Annotated in this window: 17 protein-coding genes; 3 read left to right on the top strand and 14 right to left on the bottom strand. The window is 60.6% G+C overall.

Features of this window, described 5'->3' with window-relative positions:
* Positions 1-41: 41 nt before the first annotated feature.
* From BN1800_RS03205 to BN1800_RS03185, 5 genes are read right to left on the bottom strand one after another with little or no spacing between them, the layout of a single operon-like run.
* Entirely contained in the window at positions 42-1,025 is a 984-nt protein-coding gene (locus BN1800_RS03205; protein WP_086994335.1) for an ABC transporter ATP-binding protein, read from the bottom strand.
* On the bottom strand, positions 1,018-2,010 hold the full coding sequence (locus BN1800_RS03200; protein WP_086994332.1) for an ABC transporter ATP-binding protein: 993 nt from the start codon (positions 2,008-2,010) through the stop codon (positions 1,018-1,020). Before BN1800_RS03200 ends, BN1800_RS03205 begins: the two co-directional genes overlap by 8 nt.
* Positions 2,011-2,012: 2 nt before the next feature.
* Complete coding sequence (locus tag BN1800_RS03195) at positions 2,013-2,930, bottom strand: ABC transporter permease subunit (protein ID WP_086994329.1); 918 nt, start codon at positions 2,928-2,930, stop codon at positions 2,013-2,015.
* Positions 2,927-3,850 carry an ABC transporter permease subunit gene (locus BN1800_RS03190; protein ID WP_086994326.1) on the bottom strand — a complete coding sequence of 308 codons (924 nt, stop codon included), beginning with the start codon at positions 3,848-3,850 and terminating at the stop codon, positions 2,927-2,929. Before BN1800_RS03190 ends, BN1800_RS03195 begins: the two co-directional genes overlap by 4 nt.
* Before the next feature lie 48 nt (positions 3,851-3,898).
* Entirely contained in the window at positions 3,899-5,479 is a 1,581-nt protein-coding gene (locus tag BN1800_RS03185) for a peptide ABC transporter substrate-binding protein (protein WP_086994323.1), read from the bottom strand.
* A 269-nt stretch (positions 5,480-5,748) separates the two neighbouring features.
* On the opposite strand from BN1800_RS03185, the gene bglA reads away from it, so the two are divergent.
* Complete coding sequence (gene bglA, locus BN1800_RS03180) at positions 5,749-7,386, top strand: beta-galactosidase BglA (protein ID WP_086994320.1); 1,638 nt, start codon at positions 5,749-5,751, stop codon at positions 7,384-7,386.
* Between the two features lie 9 nt (positions 7,387-7,395).
* Complete coding sequence (locus BN1800_RS42190; RefSeq protein WP_425298957.1) at positions 7,396-7,530, top strand: helix-turn-helix domain-containing transcriptional regulator; 135 nt, start codon at positions 7,396-7,398, stop codon at positions 7,528-7,530.
* A 6-nt stretch (positions 7,531-7,536) separates the two neighbouring features.
* Here the strand turns inward: BN1800_RS42190 and ade are convergent, their stop codons facing one another.
* From ade to BN1800_RS03130, 9 genes are all read right to left on the bottom strand, one after another.
* Positions 7,537-9,234 carry an adenine deaminase gene (gene ade, locus BN1800_RS03170; protein ID WP_086994318.1) on the bottom strand — a complete coding sequence of 566 codons (1,698 nt, stop codon included), beginning with the start codon at positions 9,232-9,234 and terminating at the stop codon, positions 7,537-7,539.
* A 132-nt stretch (positions 9,235-9,366) separates the two neighbouring features.
* Entirely contained in the window at positions 9,367-10,473 is a 1,107-nt protein-coding gene (locus BN1800_RS03165) for a branched-chain amino acid ABC transporter substrate-binding protein (RefSeq protein WP_027508303.1), read from the bottom strand.
* 270 nt (positions 10,474-10,743) lie between these two features.
* Positions 10,744-11,805, bottom strand: a complete 1,062-nt coding sequence (locus BN1800_RS03160; protein WP_086994315.1) for an alpha/beta hydrolase family protein — start codon at positions 11,803-11,805, stop codon at positions 10,744-10,746.
* A gap of 150 nt (positions 11,806-11,955) precedes the next feature.
* Positions 11,956-13,281: an omega-aminotransferase AptA gene (gene aptA, locus BN1800_RS03155; RefSeq protein ID WP_086994313.1), complete on the bottom strand. Its 1,326-nt coding sequence runs from the start codon at positions 13,279-13,281 to the stop codon at positions 11,956-11,958.
* Positions 13,282-13,544: 263 nt separating this feature from the next.
* Positions 13,545-13,862 (bottom strand): ArsR/SmtB family transcription factor, encoded by a 318-nt coding sequence (locus BN1800_RS03150; protein ID WP_022714154.1) that lies wholly within the window; start codon positions 13,860-13,862, stop codon positions 13,545-13,547.
* A gap of 107 nt (positions 13,863-13,969) precedes the next feature.
* The gene (locus tag BN1800_RS03145; RefSeq protein WP_086994506.1) at positions 13,970-14,725 is read right to left on the bottom strand and encodes a HugZ family pyridoxamine 5'-phosphate oxidase; all 756 of its coding nucleotides are present in this window, start codon (positions 14,723-14,725) and stop codon (positions 13,970-13,972) included.
* Positions 14,726-14,757: 32 nt separating this feature from the next.
* On the bottom strand, positions 14,758-15,807 hold the full coding sequence (choV, locus tag BN1800_RS03140; RefSeq protein WP_027508307.1) for a choline ABC transporter ATP-binding protein: 1,050 nt from the start codon (positions 15,805-15,807) through the stop codon (positions 14,758-14,760).
* Complete coding sequence (choW, locus tag BN1800_RS03135) at positions 15,804-16,649, bottom strand: choline ABC transporter permease subunit (RefSeq protein ID WP_027508308.1); 846 nt, start codon at positions 16,647-16,649, stop codon at positions 15,804-15,806. The genes choV and choW overlap by 4 nt, the downstream gene beginning before the upstream one ends.
* 78 nt (positions 16,650-16,727) lie before the next feature.
* Positions 16,728-17,681, bottom strand: coding sequence for a choline ABC transporter substrate-binding protein (locus tag BN1800_RS03130; protein ID WP_027508309.1), 954 nt, complete (start codon positions 17,679-17,681; stop codon positions 16,728-16,730).
* A 234-nt stretch (positions 17,682-17,915) separates the two neighbouring features.
* On the opposite strand from BN1800_RS03130, the gene BN1800_RS03125 reads away from it, so the two are divergent.
* Positions 17,916-18,518, top strand: coding sequence for a thymidine kinase (locus tag BN1800_RS03125; protein WP_086994503.1), 603 nt, complete (start codon positions 17,916-17,918; stop codon positions 18,516-18,518).
* The last annotated feature ends 46 nt before the right edge of the window (positions 18,519-18,564 follow it).

The raw sequence follows: 18,564 nt of genomic DNA, 5'->3' as shown, positions 1-18,564 counted from the left end.
GCCCGCGTGTTGCCCGCGATCTGACCCAGGACAGACGCGAATTACCGATCCATGTGGTAGCAGGCTGCCGTTTGGCCCGCGCGCACATGCTCGGTCGGCGGCATTTCCGTCCGGCAGATGTCCGTCGCCTTCCAGCAGCGGGGCGAGAAGACGCAGCCCTTCGGCGGGTTCAGCGGCGAGGGCGGATCGCCCTGTAGGCGGATGCGTGTGCGCTGGCGGGCAAGCTTCGGATCGGGGATGGGGGCGGCCGAAAACAGTGCCTGCGTATAAGGATGCGCGGGATGTTCGAAGACCGTTTGGCAATCGCCAGCTTCCACCACCTTGCCGAGATAGAGCACGAGCACGTCGTCCGAGATCAGTCGCACGACGGAAAGGTCGTGGCTGATGAAGATCAGCGTCAGGCCGAACTCCTTGCGGAGCTTGCGCAGGAGCGTGATGACCTGCCCCTGGATCGACACGTCCAGCGCCGACACCGGCTCGTCGCAGATGATGAGCTTCGGCCTTGTCACAACCGCGCGGGCAATGCCGATGCGCTGTGCCTGGCCGCCAGAGAACTCATGCGGGTAGCGGTTGATCATTTCCGGCACGAGGCCGACGGCGCTCATGATCTCGCGTACACGTTCGAGGCGCTGCGCTTTGGAAAGTTTCGGCTCGAAGACCGTCAGCGGTTCGGCGATGATGTCGCCGACCGTCATACGCGGGTCGAGCGATGCGATCGGATCTTGGAAGATGATCTGCATGTCACGGCGTGCGGCACGCATCTCTTCGTCCGACAGGTCCAGCAGGTTGCGGCCTTGCCAGAGGATTCGGCCTTTCTGCGAGCGCAGGAGCCGCAGGATGGAGCGGCCGAGCGTGGATTTTCCGCAACCGGATTCGCCGACGATTCCGAGTGTGCGGCCCTCCTTCAGGTCGAAGCTGACATTATTGACCGCCGTCAGCATCACCGGCGGCTTGAAGAAGCCTTTCGCGGGCAGTTCGAACTGGGTCGTCAGGTTCTCGACCCTCAGCAGCGATCGTTCAGCCATGGTTCAAGAGCTCCTCGATTCGCGGGAAGGGATGGAAGCAGGCTGCGCAATGGCGCGGTGCCAGCGTTTCGAGCGGCGGCGGACGATCGATGCAGTCGTCTTCTACCTTGGGACAGCGCGGCGAGAAGTTGCAGCCCTTCGGCAGGTGCTGCAGGTTCGGCGGCCGTCCGGGAATGACGACGAGCTGATCGACATCCTGATCCGGGCGCGGGATCGCCGCGTGCAGCGCCGCCGTATACGGATGTGCCGGATTCTCGAAGAGCTCGTCGACCGGCGCCTCCTCGACGATGCGGCCGGCATACATGACCGCGACGCGGTCGGCGAGGCCGGCAACGACGCCGAGATCGTGGGTGATCATTGCGAGCGCCGTATTCATCTCAGCAGTCAGATCGTTGAAGAGATCGAGGATTTGCGCCTGGATGGTGACGTCGAGCGCGGTGGTGGGCTCGTCGGCAATCAGGAGCTTCGGCTTGGTGAGCAACGCCATGGCAATCACGATGCGCTGGCGCATGCCGCCGGACAGCTCGTGCGGATAGAGGTTGAAGCGGCGCGTGGGGTCGGGGATGCCGACGCGCTTCAGCATGTCGAGCGCTTCGGCAGAGGCCGCGCGTGCGGTGAAGCCGCGATGAACCTCAAGCTGTTCGGTCAGTTGCCGGGAAATCCTGAGAGACGGATTCAAGGCGGTCATGGGGTCCTGGAAGACCATGGCCATGTCCTTGCCGCGCACCCGATCGAGTTCGCGCGGCTTCAACGACAGCACATCCCTGCCTTCGAGCAGCGCCTGGCCGCTGGTTTTGCCGTTCTTGGCGAGCAGCCCCATGATGCCCAGGAAGGTCTGGCTTTTACCGGAGCCGGACTCGCCGACGATCGCGATGCGCTCGCCGCGCTTGATCGAGAGGTTCATGTTGGAGACGGCCTTTACCTGACCGTCCGGCGTCTCGAAGGTGATCGAGTAGTCTTTGAGTTCGAGAAGGGTGTCGGTCATCCTTAGCGGTCCTTCGGGTCGAACGCATCGCGCAGGCCGTCGCCGATGAAGAGCAGGCTGAGCAGCAGGGCGACCAGAAAACTTGCAGGGAAGACCAGCAGCCAGGGCATGTTCTCCATGGCGTCGGTGCCTTCGGCGATGAGAGTGCCGAGCGAGGTCAGCGGTTCCTGGACGCCGAAGCCGAGATAGGAAAGGAAGCTTTCCGTGGCGATGATTTCGGGAACGGTGAGCGCCGCAAAGATGACCACCGGACCGATGAGATTCGGAATGACGTGCTTGAGGATGATCTTGAAGGGCCTCTGCCCCGAGGCGCGCGCGGCCTCGATGAATTCTCGCTGCTTGATCGACAGCGTCTGGCCCCGGACGATGCGAGCCATGGTCAGCCACTCGAGCGCGCCGATCGCGGCGAAGAGCAGGTAGACGTTGCGGCCGAAGATCACCATCAGCAGGATGACGAAGAGGATGTAGGGAAGCGCATACATAATGTCGACGAAACGCATCATGACCGAATCCAGCCTGCCGCCGATATAGCCGGAGACGGCGCCGTAAAGAACGCCGATGACGACGGAGACGACGGTTGCCGTCAGCGCGACGGCGAGCGAGACGCGGGTGCCGTAAAGCACGCGGGCCAGAAGATCGCGGCCGTTCGGATCGGTGCCGAAATAGTGGCCGCTTGCAAAGTCCGGCGGTGTGCGGAAGGCGGCCCAGTCCGGATCTTCATAGTTGAAAGGAATGAAATAAGGGCCGAGGAAGGCTGCGAGGACGAGCAGCGCCAGCACCGCGATTGAAAGCACGGCCGCCTTGTTGTGCGAGAGGCGGCGGAGTGCATCCTTGGTGAGCGAGCGGCCTTCGGGGGCCAGGCCTTCGGCCTGCAGCAGTTCGGCGGCGAGCAGCTCGCGTTTTGCGGGGTTGAGGATCATCTGTTTCTCACTTTCGGATCGAGCCACGCATAGGCGATATCGACGAGAAGGTTGAGGAAGACGATCAGCACCATGTAGAAGATGACCGTTCCGAGAACCATGCCGTAGTCGCGGTTCAGCGCTGCGGTGATGAAGTAGCGGCCGATGCCAGGCAGTCCGAAGACGCTCTCGACAACCAGCGAGCCGGTGAGAAGATAGCTTGCCGCCGGTCCGAGATAAGAGACGACGGGCATCATAGAGGGTTTCAGCGCGTGACGCATGACCGTCAGGCGCGGGCCGATGCCTTTTGCCTTGGCGGTCCGGATGAAGTTCTGGTTCATGACTTCGATCATCGAGCCGCGGGTGATGCGCGAGATGCGGCCGGCATGCGGTAGCGCCAGGACGACGACCGGCATGACGAGGAATTTGAGGGAGCCGTCGCCCCAGCCGCCGACCGGAAGCCAGGCGAGGCGGATGCCGAAGACGAGCTGCAGGATGGGGGCTATCAGGAAGTTGGGAAGCACGACGCCGACCAGGATGAGCGCCCCCAGAACGTAGTCGGGCGTCTTGTTCTGGTAGAGCGCCCCAAGACAGCCGACAGCGATACCGACGATGATGGCGAGCAGGAAGGCGGCGGTGCCGATCGTGAAGGTGTAGGGCAGGCCGATCATGATCTGCTGCGCGACGGTGAAATCCTCGCTGGCGAAGGAAGGGCCAAGATCGCCTTTCAGCAGGTCGCCGACATAGATCAGATACTGCTGGATCAGCGGCTTATCCAGATTGTAGTGGGCCGCAAGGTTTTTCAGGATCACCGGCGGCAATGGCCTTTCGCCATCGAAGGGGCCGCCGGGGGCAAGGCGCAAAACGAAAAAGCAGGCTGTGACGGCGATCCAGAGAACGGGGATCGTCGACAGCAATCGACGGAGTGCATATTTGATCATGATCGTGGACCGGCCCTTCCCGCGAGCCGCGGGAAGGGCCGTTTTCCCTTACTCTTTCATCGACAGCCAGCGCGTGCGGTGGATGTCCTGCACGTTGTCGACGAAGCCCTCGATCTTCGGCGAGACGACGTTCTTCGAGACGTAGTAGTAGATCGGCAAGGCGGCGGACTCATCCAGCGCCAGTTGCTCGGCCTTCTTGAAGATCTCGGCGCGCTTGGTCAGATCCGTCTGCGCGTTGCCTTCCTTGATCAGCTTGTCGTATTCGGGGCTGGACCAGCGGCCATAGTTCATCTGAACGCCGGTGACGAGCAGGTTCAGGAAGTTGTCCGGATCGTTGTAATCCGCAAGCCAGCCGGCGCGGCCGATTTCCACTTCGCCACTTTTCAGCTGATCGTAGTGCACCTTGGTCTCGGCATTGACGAGTTCGATATTCACGCCGAGCGGCTTCCACATGGCGGCAATCGCCACGGCGATGCGCTTGTGGTTGTCATTGGTGTTGTACTTGAGCTGTGCCGTCAGCGGATGATCCGGGCCGAAACCTGCTTCCGTGAGCAGTTTTTTCGCTTCGACGACCTTCTCGTTGTAGGGTAAATCCTTCCAGGAGACATAGGCCGGCTCGCCGTAGTTGGCCGTACCCGGTGGTACCCACGAATAAGCGGGCAGTTCACCCGTTCCGAGGATCTGCGGGCCGATAACCTCGCGATTGATCGCCATGGAAAGAGCCTGGCGGACGCGCTTGTCGCTAAACGGCGGCTTGCTCGAGTTGATCACGTAGTAATAGAGGCCGGAGAACGGAGCCACGTGCGCCTGGCCGGGCAGGTTCTTCTTCATCCATTCGTACTGATCGGTCGGGAAGTCCGTGAGGATGTCGAACTCACCGGCGCGGTAACGTTTCAGCGCGGCTTCCTGGTCTTCAAGCACGAAGAACTTCGCGCCGTCGATCTTCAGATCTTTGACACCATAGTACTGGTCATTCTTGACGGTCGTAACGTGCGAGCCGGGCACCCATTCCGTCGGCTTGTAGGGGCCGTTGGTGACGATGGTGCCGATCTTGACCCAGTCCGCGCCCTTGGCTTCGACGACATGCTTCGGCAGCGGATATGCGGTGTAGTGGGTCAACGCGCCGATGAAATACGGCGTCGGGGCCTCGAGCGTGATCTCGAGCGTTTTATCGTCGATTGCCTTGACGCCGAGCTGGTTGAAATCGGTGATCTCGCCCTTGTTGATCTTTTCGGCATTCTTGATGGTGAACTGCAGATAGGCGTAGTCGGCGGCATTCTTCGGGTCCATGAGGCGCTGTAAGGCGAAGACGAAGTCTCCGGCCGTTACCGGCTGGCCGTCGGACCACTTGATGCCGTCTCGCAGCTTGAAGGTGTAGACTTTGCCGTCATCCGAAACGGTCCAGCTTTGGGCCTGGCCCGGAATCGGATTGAGCTTGGCATCTTCAGCCACGAGTCCTTCGAAGATGTCGCCGGCAATGCGATTCTCCCAATCGCCGGAGAGCTTTTGCGGATCGAGCGATGCCGGATCGCCGCCATTATGGATATTGAGGGTGGCCGCGTGGGCCGAGAAAGCCAGTAATGTGCCAAGCATTGCTGAGGCTAGAAATTTTTTCGTTGTATGGTTCATATTGGGCCACCTTTCCAGGCTTTTTTGCCTATTCTTAGTCGTTTGTTCCCGGTTTTTGACCTGTTACGTGCAAGTCAACGCGCACCTTATCGCAAAGGTTTGGCGTTGCAACCCCCAATGAAGGAGGGTTGCTCAAGGTGTGGACAAGCCCGTAAGCGGCGTTTTCTTTGCCATGAGCGTCCCGCCCAAAAGAGGTTATCGGCGCAGTTGTTTTTTGTTTTCCGGGCTTTAGTCTGTGCGCATTTCGAGTGGCGCGGAGAATCCGGCAAATGGCGACAAAGGCAGCGGACTGGTGGCGGGGTGCGGTCATCTATCAGGTTTATCCACGGTCATTTCAGGATACGAACAGCGACGGTCTTGGGGACCTCAAGGGCATCACCCGCCGCCTTTCGCATATCGCCGACCTCGGCGTCGACGCGATCTGGCTCTCGCCGTTCTTCAAATCGCCGATGGCGGACATGGGTTACGATGTCTCGGATTATTGCGACGTCGATCCGATTTTCGGCACGCTTGACGATTTCGACGAGATGATGGCTACCGCCCATTCGCTGGGGATAAAGGTCATCATCGACCAGGTGATTTCGCATACGTCCGACCAGCACCCGTGGTTTATCGAGAGCCGCTTGAGCCGCACGGATCCCAAGGCGGACTGGTATGTCTGGGCCGACCCGAAACCCGACGGCACGGCACCCAACAACTGGCTTTCGATTTTCGGCGGCCCGGGCTGGGAATGGGATGGCGTGCGGCGCCAATACTACCAGCACAATTTCCTGACCTCGCAACCGGATCTCAACTTTCACAACGAGGATGTCCAGGATGCCGTATTGAAGACGGTAAAGTTCTGGCTCGACCGTGGCGTCGACGGCTTCCGCCTCGATACGGTCAACTATTACTTCTGCGACAAGCAGCTTCGCGACAATCCACCTCATGAGCCCGGCGTGAGCGACGGCGGCCTGGATGCGCCCGATACCAATCCCTACGGGATGCAGAACCATCTCTACGACAAGACGCGTCCGGAAAATCTCGATTTCCTGAGACGTTTGCGGGCGCTTCTCGATCGATATGAAGGGCGGGCGACGGTTGGCGAGGTCGGAGACGGGGCGCGGTCGCTGAAGACTGTTGCGGCCTATACGACCGGGGGCGACAAGCTGCACATGTGCTACACCTTCGATCTGCTCGGACCGGATTTCACCGCCGCGCATATTCGCAACTGCGTCGAGAGCTTTCAGAAAACGGTTGTCGACGGCTGGGTGTGCTGGGCCTTCTCCAACCATGACGTCAAGCGCCATGTGAGCCGGTTCGCAAGGACCGAGGAGGAGTGTCCGGTGATTGCCAAGCTCGCGATTTCCGTGCTCGCGGCGCTGCGCGGTTCGATCTGCCTTTATCAGGGTGAGGAGCTGGGGCTTGCCGAAGCGGAACTGGCTTTCGAGGACCTGCGCGATCCCTATGGCATTCGCTTCTGGCCAGCGTTCAAGGGCCGCGACGGATGCCGCACGCCGATGCCCTGGGAGGCCGGCAAAGCGCATGCGGGCTTCACCTCGGCGGAGAAAAGCTGGCTGCCGGTACCCTATGAGCAGGCCGCCCTATCCGCCGACACGCAGATAGCGGACACCAATTCCGTACTCACCCACTACCGGCGAACGCTGGACCTCCGGAAGCGGTATCTGGCGCTCGTCGACGGCGACATGGAATTCATAGACACAAATCAGGACCTTCTGGCGTTCACGCGCGGGAAGGACGAAGAGAAGCTGCTTTTCGTGTTCAACCTGACGCGAGAGGCGGCGGAGTTCAGATTGCCCGCGGGAATGATACTTGGCAAGCCAGTCGATATGCCGGGAACTGGCGGTTCGATCGGCAGAGAGTCGATCCAACTTGAAGCGCTAAGTGCGTTTTGTGGCCGGATTTGACAATTGTAAATTACAAATACCGGCCTTGCGCGCGCACATCCATATAAGGCGCTGAGCGAGAACGGGAACCCGACATTGGAGACCACATTGGCGGTTCTAAAAGCCATCGGTCTTGAGCTTACCGCCAAGCCGAATGCCGGATAACGAATCTCACCCGATCAGCACGAAACGGTCCACATCGACCATTCCCCGGTCCGAAATCTTTAGATGCGGGATCACGGGCAGCGGCAGGAAGGCGAGCTGGAGGAAAGGCTCTTCTAGCGTGGCGCCGAGCGCGTAGGCTGCCTTTCGGAGATGATGGAGGGTGTCGCGGACCTTTTCGTAAGGTTCGAGGCTCATCAGCCCGGCGACGGGGAGGGCGATTTCGCCGGTGACCCTGCCGTCCTCGACGACCACGAACCCGCCTTTGATGTCTCCGAGACGGTTGGCGGCACGTGCCATATCGTCCTCGTTGACGCCGACGACACAGATATTGTGGCTGTCATGGCCGACGGTGGAGGCGATCGCTCCTTTCTTCAGGCCGAAGCCCTGGACGAAGCCGTTGGCGTGGTTGCCGTTCTTGCCGTGGCGCTCGATGACGGCGACCTTGATGATGTCGTTTTCGAGGTCGATGCCGATCTCGTTGCCCTTTGTTGGCAGGCGCTGCCGGCGAAATTCGGTGATGATCTTGCCGGGGGTGACGCCGATGACCGCCGTTTCGTCCTCGTTGGCCGGCACGCTGAAATGGGCGGCACTGACGGGGCGGGCCTTGACGCTGTCGAGACCCACCGGCGCGACCAGTTTGCGGGTGGCGAAGAGTGCATCCGTGACGGGGCGGCCGGCGGAAAAGACGATCTCGGCTTTGCAGCGCTCCAGGCTGTCGATGACGGCGAGATCGGCGCGCCAGCCGGGCGCGATTAGGCCGCGGTCCATCAGCCCGAAGGCGCGGGCGGCGGAGATCGAGGCGGCGCGGTAGATCGCGAGCGGCTCGACCCCGCTCGCGATTGCGGTACGGATCATGTAGTCGAGGTGACCCTGTTCGGCGATATCGAGCGGATTGCGGTCGTCGGTGCAAAGCGCGAGATAGGGCGACAGACGTTCGGTGATGATCGGCATCAAGGCCTTCAGATCCTTCGAGACCGAGCCTTCGCGCACAAGGATGTGCATGCCCTTGCTGATCTTTTCGAGGGCCTCTGCTGCGGTCGTGCATTCATGCTCGGTGCGGATTCCGGTGGCGAGGTAGCCGTTGAGGTTCATGCCGCGCAGCAACGGTGCGTGGCCATCGATATGACCGCCCTGGAAAGCTGCGAGCTTTTCCATGCAGACCGGATCCTTGTAGATCACGCCGGGGAAATTCATGAACTCCGCAAGGCCGATGACCTTCGGGTGATCGCGGAAGGGAAGGAGCCTTTCGACGGGCAGATCCGCGCCCGATGTCTCAAGATGCGTGGCGGGCACGCAGGAGGAGAGCTGGACGCGGATGTCCATGATCGTTTCGAGGGCCGAATCGAGAAAGAACTGGATGCCTTCGGTGCCGAGCACGTTGGCGATCTCGTGCGGATCGCAGATGGCGGTGGTGACGCCGTAGGGCAGGACGCAGCGGTCGAATTCATGCGGCGTAACAAGCGAGGATTCGATGTGGAGATGGGTGTCGATGAAGCCCGGAACGACGATCCTGCCGGAGATGTCGATCTCGGTTTCGCCCTCATAGGTGCCGCAGGTGCCGACGATGCGGTCGCTGCCGATGGCGATGTCGGATTCGACGAGTTCGCCGGTCACGAGATCGAAGAAACGTCCGCCTTTCAAGACGATATCGGCCGGCAGGCGGCCTATGCCCTGGTCGATGAGGCGTTCAAGCTTGGTGGTCATGGGCATCCTCGTTCTGGCTATCCGTCCGTTATAACTGAAGTGCCGGACAAAGCGCTACAAGCGAGACTGCTCCGCAAATGAAAACCGGGCGCCGATAACACGCCCGGTCAATGGAGTGCCGGTTATCAGGCCTTATTCGGCGGCGACGATCTTGCCGCCTTCCCACTTGTAGAGCGCAAAGCTCTGCGAGGTGAGATCGCCGGTTTCGCCATAGGTGAGCTTGCCTATCGCGGTCGGGATCGGTTCGCCGGTCTTGAGGGCGGCTGCAACCGCTTCGGAATCTTCGGCGCTGCCCGCCTTCTCGATGCCTGCCTTCAGGACCTCGACGGCGGCGTAGGCATTCAGCGTGAAGGCTTCGGCCGGGATGTTCTTGGCGGCGAGCGCATCGGACGCTGCCTTCGAGTCGCCGCTCTTGGTCGCATCGGACGCATTGGTGAAGACCGTACCTGCTGCGGCTTCCGTTCCGATGTTCCAGAATTCGCTGTTCGACAGGCCGTCACCGCCGATGATCGTTGCCTTGACGGAAAGGTCGGCGAGCTGGCGGGCGAGCAGTCCACCCTCCGGATGGTAGCCGCCGAAATAGATCACGTCGACATTTTCGGCCTTGAGGCGGGTTGTGAGCGCGCTGAAATCCTTATCGCCGGGGGTGATTGCATCATTGATGACCTCGGTGAGGCCGCCAGCGTTGAGCGTCGCCTTGAATGCATCGGCAAGCCCCTTGCCATAGGCGCCCTTGTCGTTGACGATGGCGACGCGCTTGTCCTTGAAGGTCTTGAGCACGTATTTGGCGGCGACTTCGGCCTGCTGGTCGTCGCGGCCGCAAGTGCGCAGTACATTGGTGAGGCCGCGCTTGGTGAGATCAGGTGCTGTCGCTGTCGGGGTCACCATCAGAATGCCGTTTTCGGCAAGCACGTCGGAAGCGGGGATGGCGACGCCGGACGTGACCGGACCGACGACGAAGCGGATGCCTTCGCCGACGAGCTGGTTTGCGGCGGAAACGCCCTGCTTCGGCTCGCCCGCGTCGTCGGCAGTCTTCAGGACAACCTTCTCGCCGAGGATGCCGCCTTTCTTGTTGATCTCCTCGACAGCGGTCTGCGCGCCGTTCTTCACCTGGTCGCCATAGGCGGCAACCGGGCCGGTCAGCGGTGCGATGAGGCCGATGGTGATGTCGGCATAGGCAAACGGCGCAAAGGCCAGCGATGCGACAAGGGTCGCGCCAGTCAAAGTCTTAAGACTCATTTTCGTTCTCCTTGGGTGGGGCCTTCCGGCCCGCGACGACTGCCGCGACAGCGAAACCCGCTCGTTCAACACCCCAAAGGGATGCGCCAAAGGACGGCGGCTACGGTGCGGTCAACGCGCCTTCCGGCCACTTTTGGCTTCGGAAGGCACAGAGTAATTTTCTATGAATTTTGCCGCGATTCCGCAAGGAGATAACAAAACGAGGCCCGTCCTTGGCAAATCCGGTAGGGAACAGGCGTCGATCGCGATTTTCTTGGAGGTTTTCGCGATCTATCTTGTTGGAAGGGCTCTTTGCAGGAACGCGACGATCATGTCTGCAATTTGCCGATGAATGGTGCTTCGATCGGCGCCCTGACCATCCTTGCAGACGATGCTCTCGCCCCGTACTTCCTCCTCAATCAGCGCTGCCGCTCCCGGTTTGCAAGGCTGCATGAAACTGAAATGCAGGGAGCCAGGGACGAGGGCATAGGAGGTCGTGGCAGAAGGCAGATACTGGGCCAAGTAGGCAGAGTCCTTGTTGGTGGCGGCGATGTCCGCTTTGGAGGCAGTCTCCTTGTCGACATCCTCGGCCGCACCTAAGACGAGCGCTGGCACGCGGACGGACGCGAGGCTTTGCGGCGTAAGGCCGCGTCCTGGGCCGAGGTCAAGCATGACGACCGCGCGGATCCGCCGGTCGCTGAGATCGGCGCCCATCGCTGCGGTGGAGGCTGCATCCCGTCCTACACCCAACGCTTTGAATATCTTGCAATAGAGGGAGCCGAACTGCGCCATGCAATTCTTCATTATATCGTTGGCATCGAAGCGACCGCCCGCAAGTTCAATGACCGTCCATCCGCCGAGCGAATGACCGATGGCAGCGATGCGGTCGATTGCAATGCCGCCAGTCAGTTCCCGACGAGAAAGCAACGCGTCGATAACGAGGCTGAGATCGCGCGGGCGCTTCCAGAGCATTACGGCTCCAGGTGGGCGCATATCGAAGGTGGTAGTGCCGGGGTGGTCAGGTGCTGCGACGACATAGCCTTTGCGAACAAGTTCGCTCGCGAGCCAGGCGAGGTTGCGCCAACTACCGCCATAGCCGTGCGAAAGGAGCACCAACGGGTGAGGGCCGGTCCTGGCTTCGGAATCCTTAACGACAGGCTGGCCGCTGAAGGTGGGAGTTTCGCCGAGCAGCACCGGTTCCCGGTCGGTGTCCGTAGGATACCAGATGCTGACATGCATGGGCCGGTCGCTTTCGATGTCCGGCAAGGTCATCTCGCGGAACCCAACCGCAGCGAATGCCGACTGGGCCGAGAATGAGACGAGCAAGGCGATGAAAGGCATGAACTTGAGCATGGAATCTCCGGTTGGAAATGAACTCGTCCTTCCTGCAGGGAATTTGTGCGGGCTGCGACCCGCAACGCGATCGAGGTCGCAACAAAAAGGGTCGAGACAAAAGCCTCGACCCTTGGACTTCAAATCTCAGCGTGAACCGTCAATGCAGTCTCAGATGTTGTTCTGCAAAATTTCGCGCAGTTTGCCAAAGAGCTCGTCGATGTGCTTCTTCTCTATGATGAGCGGCGGGGAAAGGGCGATGATGTCGCCTGTGGTGCGGATCAGCAGGCCGTTTTCGTAAGCCTTCAGGAAGGCCGTAAACGCGCGCTTCGTCGGTTCGCCGGCGATCGGGTCGAGTTCGATGGCGCCGATCAGGCCGGTGTTGCGGATATCGATGACGTTCGGGCAGTCCCTCAGCGAGTGAAGGGCGTCGGCCCAGTAATCCGAGAGATCGGCGGCGCGGGTAAGCAGGCCTTCTTCCTTGTAGGTGTCGAGGGTGGCAAGCGCGGCGGCGGCGGCGATCGGATTGCCCGAATAGGTGTAGCCGTGGAAGAACTCGATCATGTGCTCCGGTCCATTCATGAATGCGTCGTGAATCTCGGAGGTGACAAAGACGGCGCCCATCGGGATGACGCCGTTGGTCAGGCCCTTGGCAGTGGTGATGATGTCGGGCTTCACGTCGTAAAACTGCGCGGCGAAGGGAGCGCCGAGACGGCCGAAGCCGGTGATGACTTCGTCGAAGATCAGCAGGATGCCGTGCTTGGTGCAGATTTCGCGGAGCTTCTGCAGGTAGCCCTTCGGAGGAATGAGAACGCCGGTGGAGCCTGCGACGGGCTCGATGATCACGGCGGCGATCGTGGAAGCGTCATGCAGTGTCACGATGCGCTCCAGCTCGGTTGCGATGTCGCCGCCATGTTCGGGCTCGCCGCGGGTGAAGTTGTTCTTTCCGGGCTGATGCGTATGGGGCATGTGGTCGACGCCGGTCAGAAGCGTGCCGAACATCTTGCGGTTGGAAACGATGCCGCCGACCGAGATGCCGCCGAAATTGACGCCGTGGTAGCCGCGTTCGCGGCCGATCAGGCGGAAGCGGGAGCCGTTGCCCTTCACGCGGTGATAGGCCAGCGCCACCTTGAGCGCGGTCTCGACCGACTCGGAACCCGAGTTGGTGTAGAGGACGTGATCCATCCCTTCCGGTGCGATATCGACGAGGCGGTTTGCCAGTTCGAAGGCCTTCGGATGGCCGAGCTGGAAGGCCGGGGCGTAGTCGAGCTCGCCGGCCTGCTCGCGGATCGCCTCGGTGATCTTCGGCCGGCAGTGGCCGGCATTCACGCACCAGAGGCCGGCGGTGCCGTCGAGAACCTGACGGCCGTCATGCGTCGTGTAGTACATGTCCTTGGCGCCGACGAACATGCGCGGCTCCTTCTTGAACTGCCGGTTTGCCGTAAACGGCATCCAGAAGGCGCGAAGATCGTTTGGTGCATTGAGGCGATTGGACATGCTGTTCTCCTGGCCGTCGCGAGGCCGTTCCCGGGGCTTTGCGCCCAATTTTTACTGTTCGGTCAAATTATCAGGGCTTCTTGGGGCGTCAAGCCATGGACGTCATCGATGGCGGCGCAGCCTTCCCGCAAACAAACAAAACCGGCAAATCGAGAGATTTGCCGGCCAAAGTTATTTTATCGTGCTGAAATACTGCTCACCGTGCCATTCCGGATACATCCCTTTGGCAGCACGGCTTTTTAGCAAACTTTATGTCTGCGTTATTATGCTGCAGATCTGCTGCGGCCCTGGACTGCATAAATATCCTCGAGCGTCGCCAGGATCTTCATCACCGGTTCCGAATTGCTCGAGTAATAAATGGTCTGCGCATCGCGGCGGGTCTTCACCAGTTTCTGTGCCCGCAGCTTCGAAAGATGCTGCGAAAGCGCGGACTGGCTGAGCCCGACCTGGGTTGCAAGTACGCCGACGGGGACCTCGCCTTTGACGAGGCTGCAGAGGATCAGGAGGCGCTTGGGATTCGCCATCGCTGATAAGAGGGCGGCCGCCACATTAGAGTGGTCTGACAAGTCAGTGGTTTCCATATTTCCAATCTTCCTAAGCGAATCGTACATCCGTATAGGCACAGGGCGTTAGACGGGGGGTTGGCGGACAGTCAAAAGTAGCAACTGGTCTGGAAGATTGTATATACCTAAATTTCACGTACTGAGTATGCTATTTTAGATATATGTGACGTAATGTCCGCCGCATTGTCGATGAGTGACTCAAATTCGCAACGGTTGATCAAATCGCCGGAAATAGCGTCGAACCCCGCGCAGTCCACCCCACATACGCGCCATGCCGCACCGTTTGGCTCATTAAAGAGCTTTGCGAGCGCCCCGGACAGGTCGGGGTGCTTATCTACTAAATCTCGCACTACCTGCGCCGCCTGTGCGGCAACGGCATCGTTCGCTGGCGAGAGAATCATGAGGTCGGCGCCTTCCAGAAGATATGCGCGGCCGAACCCTCCATTAAGGCTTGCCGACTGCGGCATGAGACGGAAGAAGCGGAAGTCCGGGAAGTCTATATAGAGCTTCGCCTTTGCATGCCGGTCGAGGAAACGGGTGCGGATGCGCTGGTGAACGGAGCTTCCCCGCTCGACCGTTTCGGCAATGCATTGGGTGGTGAGCCGCGGATGCGCCAACGGGTCACCTCTGCCGGGTTCGCCTGTCAGCAAGGATGCGCGCGGATCGGCCTCCAGCGCCTTCGTATGCGTCGAGAGCGCCGAAACCAGGATCACCGGCACGCCGTCAATATCGGTGCCGAGCAGAACTCGGCTCGCGAAGGGAAAGCCGGTCGCTGGATCGAGAACGGCAAGAGCACCATAGCGGGCGGAACGCAGAAGAATGCGCGCGAGCTTGCGCGCTTCTTCGTCCGTTTCCCTGAGTACGGAAGCCTGATCTTTCATGTCCACTTTCTTGACGGAAGCGGGCGGCGGGATCAAGCCTGTTCTTTGCGCCGGTGCTGGGTCAGGCCGGCAACGACATCCTGAGCCGAAATCGTGCCGATGATGGCGCCGTTCTCGACGACGCCGATACTGCCCGGCTGCCGGGAGAGCGCGTCGAGAATATCGATTAGCGGCGTTTCGGCGCGTGCCGTGGCGCTGACGCTCGCCCCCGCCGCATGGCCGAGGCCCGGCTGCATCACGTCCTGCGCCGTCAGCATGCTGATCGGGTTCATGTGCTGGACGAAATCGGCGACATACTGATCGGCAGGGTTCTTGACGATATCTTGCGGCGTGCCGCACTGGATGATGCGCCCGCCTTCCATGATGGCGATGCGGTTGCCGATGCGGAAGGCCTCGTCGAGATCGTGGCTGACGAAGAGGATCGTCTTCTTCAAGCGCCGCTGGAATTCGAGAAGCTCATCCTGCAGGCGGGTGCGGATCAGCGGGTCGAGCGCGGAGAACGGCTCGTCCATGAGCAGGATCGGCGCGCCGGTGGCGAAGGCGCGGGCGAGGCCCACACGCTGCTGCATGCCGCCGGAGAGTTCGTTGACCTTGCGGTCGGCCCACTTCGTCAGGTTGACGAGCTCGAGTTGTTCTTCGACGCGCTTCTTGCGTTCGGCGTCCGGCATGCCGGCCAGTTCGAGGCCGAAGCCGACATTCTCGGCGACGGTCCGCCAGGGCAGCAGGGCGAATTGCTGGAACACCATAGAAACGGTGTGCATGCGCAGGTCGCGCAGACCCTTGGCGCTTGTCTTGTAGGGATTGCAGGGGCCATCGGCGGTGGCGACCGAAACCTCGCCGCGAACGACTGGGGCAAGGCCATTGACGGCGCGCAGCAGCGTCGACTTGCCGGAGCCGGAAAGGCCCATCAGCACCAGGATTTCGCCCTCCTCGACGGTGAGCGAGGCGTCGGCGACGCCGAGCACGAGACCGGTCTCGGCGCCGATCTCGTCACGGGTCTTTCCCTGATCGACGAGGGCGAGGGCGGTTTGCGGCTTGTCGCCGAAGATGATGCTGACATTGTCGAAGCGGACTGAGGTCATGCGCCGTCTCCTTCACCTGCCGCGCGGAACATGCGATCAAGGATGATCGCCAGGATGACGATACAGAGACCGGCCTGGAAGCCCATGGCGACATTCACCGTGTTAAGTGCGCGAACAACGGGCTTTCCAAGGCCATCGGCGCCGACGAGCGCGGCGATGACCACCATCGATAGCGACAGCATGATCGTCTGCGTGAGGCCAGCCATGATCTGCGGCATCGCGAAAGGCAGCTCGACCTTGCGCAGTACCTGCGTCGGGGTTGCGCCAAAGGACTCGGCTGCCTCGACGAGGGAGGGCGGTGTCGAGATGATGCCGAGGCGGGTCAGACGGATCGGTGCAGGAATGGCAAAGATCACGGTTGCGATTAGGCCTGGCACCATGCCGAGACCGAAGAGAATGAGTGCGGGGATCAGATAGACGAATGTTGGGATCGTCTGCATCAGATCGAGCACTGGGCGCATGATGGAGAAGACCCAGGCGCGTCTTGCCCCGGCAATGCCGAGCGGAATGCCGATCGCCATGCTGACGAATGTCGAGGCGAGGACAAGGGCCAGCGTTTCCGTCGTCTCCTTCCAGTAGCCTTGGTTCATGATCAGCAGCAAACCGAGCAAGGTGAAGACCGCAACGCCGATCGAGCGGCGGAGCCAATAGGCAATCGCCGTAATGGCGAGGAGCACGATCAGCGGATGTGGCGCCTGCAGGATGAAGAGCAATGCGCCAATCACATGCGAGAGAGTCAAGGCCAGCCTGTCGAAAAACCATTCGCCGCTCGTCGTCAGCCAATCGACGGTGGATTTGGCGACGGGGCCAATAGGGATTTTGTAATCGGTGATCCAGTTCAAGAAGCGCGCCTATCCAAAAGAGCAGAGATCAGGATGAAACAAAAAGGGGCGGCGTGCGGGCCGCCCCGTTCATCAGGTTCAGAGGCCGAGGCCGGACTTGACGGCCGCGGCGGCGTCCTTGCCGTCCTTGGTCGTGACGCCTGCGAGCCATGGCTCGACTGCTGTCGGATTTGCCTTCAGCCATTCGGTTGCCGCGTCCTGCGGGTCCTCGCCATCGTTGAGGATCTTGCCCATGATCTGGTTTTCCATCTCCAGGGTGAACTTCAGGTTGGACACGAACTTGCCGACGTTCGGGCACTCGGTGACGAACCCTGCGCGGGTGTTGGTGTAGACCGTCGCGCCGCCGAAGTTGGGGCCGAAGGAGCTGTCGCCACCCGTGAGGTAGGTCATCTTGAAGTTCTCGTTCATCGGATGGGGGGCCCAACCGAGGAATACGACAGGCTTACCGTCCTTTTCGGCACGAGCAACCTGCGCCAGCATGCCCTGTTCGGAGGACTCGACGACTTCAAGGCCGCCCATTCCCATCTCGTTCTTCTCGATCAGGGTCATGACAAGGCGGTTGCCGTCGTTGCCCGGCTCGATCCCGTAGATCTTGCCATCGAGGGCATCCTTATGCTTGCCGATGTCGCTGAAGTCCTTGATGCCCAGTTCGGCGCCCTTGGCGTTGGTGGCAAGCGTGTACTTGGCTCCTTCGAGATTGGCTGCGATGGATTCAACCGACTTGTCGTCGAGATAGGGTTGGACGTCCTTCTGTTGCGCCGGCATCCAGTTGCCGAGGAACACATCGATGTCCTTGTTCTTCAGCGACTGATAGGTGACCGGTACGGAGAGAACCTTGACGTCCGGCTCGTAGCCGAGGCTCTTCAGCACGACCGCGGCAACGGCGGTGGTTGCCGTGATGTCCGTCCAGCCTACGTCCGAGAAATGGACGGTCGAGCAGCTTTCGGGTTCTGCAGCAAATGATGCGGTTGCGATTGAAAGTGCTGCAACTGCAGTGGCGGTGGTCAGTTTGAATGCGCTTGTCATTTTCATTTTAGACTCCCAGTCTTAAGTTCCCAAGCCAAGCATCAATAGACGACATTTACAAGCGACCTGCGTGTGTTTGCGCCGGATTGGCTACCCCGAATGCGACGTGCCGCTTTTCTCAGGATATGCCCGGATTTCCGGGCTTTTGCGATTTTTGCCTCCGGATTTCCTGTGATTATCGATTCTGCGGTCTTTTCTTTGCCGATTCGAGCTTTCAAGAAGCAAAACACGGAGAAAATGATGGCGAAGCTCTATTTCAACTACTCTACCATGAACGCCGGCAAATCGACCATGCTGCTGCAGGCGTCCTATAATTACCACGAACGCGGCATGCGCACCGTGCTCTTGATCGCAGCCTTCGACAAACGCACCGGCAAGGGCGTCATCGGCTCGCGTATCGGGCTGGAAGCAAGCGCGATCGCTTTTGAAGGTCATACCGATCTCTTCGCCCTCATCAAGGAACTGAGCGGCGAGGGAAGCCCGGTCGCCTGCGTCTTCGTCGACGAGGCGAATTTCATGACACGCCAGCATGTCTGGCAGCTCGCCCGCGTGGTTGACCGGCTGAACATACCGGTCATGGTTTATGGCCTTCGGACCGATTTCCAAGGCAAGCTGTTTCCCGCTTCCGAGGAACTGCTGGCGATTGCTGACGAGATGCGCGAGGTGCGAACCATTTGCCATTGCGGCCGCAAGGCGACGATGGTCGTACGGCTCAATGCCGATGGAGAGGTTGTCCGCGAGGGCGCGCAGATCGAGGTCGGCGGCAACGAGAAATACGTATCGCTCTGCCGCAGGCACTGGGACGATGCAATGAATGGCGAATGGTGCGCCGAGGCCGTTTGAGCTTCGGCCTGCGAGCGGCTAGGCTAAGCACGGAGATTCTCTGGAG

This window comes from Rhizobium sullae (assembly GCF_900169785.1).
Lineage (GTDB): Bacteria > Pseudomonadota > Alphaproteobacteria > Rhizobiales > Rhizobiaceae > Rhizobium > Rhizobium sullae.
Note: the sequence above shows the minus strand (reverse complement) of the source record. Positions and strands in the feature narration are given on the sequence as shown.

What these genes read in the sequence shown, in the direction of transcription:
- BN1800_RS03205 (WP_086994335.1), bottom strand. Translation starts at nt 1,025, where the DNA reads ATGGCTGAACGATCGCTGCTGAGGGTCGAGAACCTGACGACCCAGTTC.
- BN1800_RS03200 (WP_086994332.1), bottom strand. Translation starts at nt 2,010, where the DNA reads ATGACCGACACCCTTCTCGAACTCAAAGACTACTCGATCACCTTCGAG.
- BN1800_RS03195 (WP_086994329.1), bottom strand. Translation starts at nt 2,930, where the DNA reads ATGATCCTCAACCCCGCAAAACGCGAGCTGCTCGCCGCCGAACTGCTG.
- BN1800_RS03190 (WP_086994326.1), bottom strand. Translation starts at nt 3,850, where the DNA reads ATGATCAAATATGCACTCCGTCGATTGCTGTCGACGATCCCCGTTCTC.
- BN1800_RS03185 (WP_086994323.1), bottom strand. Translation starts at nt 5,479, where the DNA reads ATGAACCATACAACGAAAAAATTTCTAGCCTCAGCAATGCTTGGCACA.
- bglA (WP_086994320.1), top strand. Translation starts at nt 5,749, where the DNA reads ATGGCGACAAAGGCAGCGGACTGGTGGCGGGGTGCGGTCATCTATCAG.
- ade (WP_086994318.1), bottom strand. Translation starts at nt 9,234, where the DNA reads ATGACCACCAAGCTTGAACGCCTCATCGACCAGGGCATAGGCCGCCTG.
- BN1800_RS03165 (WP_027508303.1), bottom strand. Translation starts at nt 10,473, where the DNA reads ATGAGTCTTAAGACTTTGACTGGCGCGACCCTTGTCGCATCGCTGGCC.
- BN1800_RS03160 (WP_086994315.1), bottom strand. Translation starts at nt 11,805, where the DNA reads ATGCTCAAGTTCATGCCTTTCATCGCCTTGCTCGTCTCATTCTCGGCC.
- aptA (WP_086994313.1), bottom strand. Translation starts at nt 13,281, where the DNA reads ATGTCCAATCGCCTCAATGCACCAAACGATCTTCGCGCCTTCTGGATG.
- BN1800_RS03150 (WP_022714154.1), bottom strand. Translation starts at nt 13,862, where the DNA reads ATGGAAACCACTGACTTGTCAGACCACTCTAATGTGGCGGCCGCCCTC.
- BN1800_RS03145 (WP_086994506.1), bottom strand. Translation starts at nt 14,725, where the DNA reads ATGAAAGATCAGGCTTCCGTACTCAGGGAAACGGACGAAGAAGCGCGC.
- choV (WP_027508307.1), bottom strand. Translation starts at nt 15,807, where the DNA reads ATGACCTCAGTCCGCTTCGACAATGTCAGCATCATCTTCGGCGACAAG.
- BN1800_RS03130 (WP_027508309.1), bottom strand. Translation starts at nt 17,681, where the DNA reads ATGAAAATGACAAGCGCATTCAAACTGACCACCGCCACTGCAGTTGCA.
- BN1800_RS03125 (WP_086994503.1), top strand. Translation starts at nt 17,916, where the DNA reads ATGGCGAAGCTCTATTTCAACTACTCTACCATGAACGCCGGCAAATCG.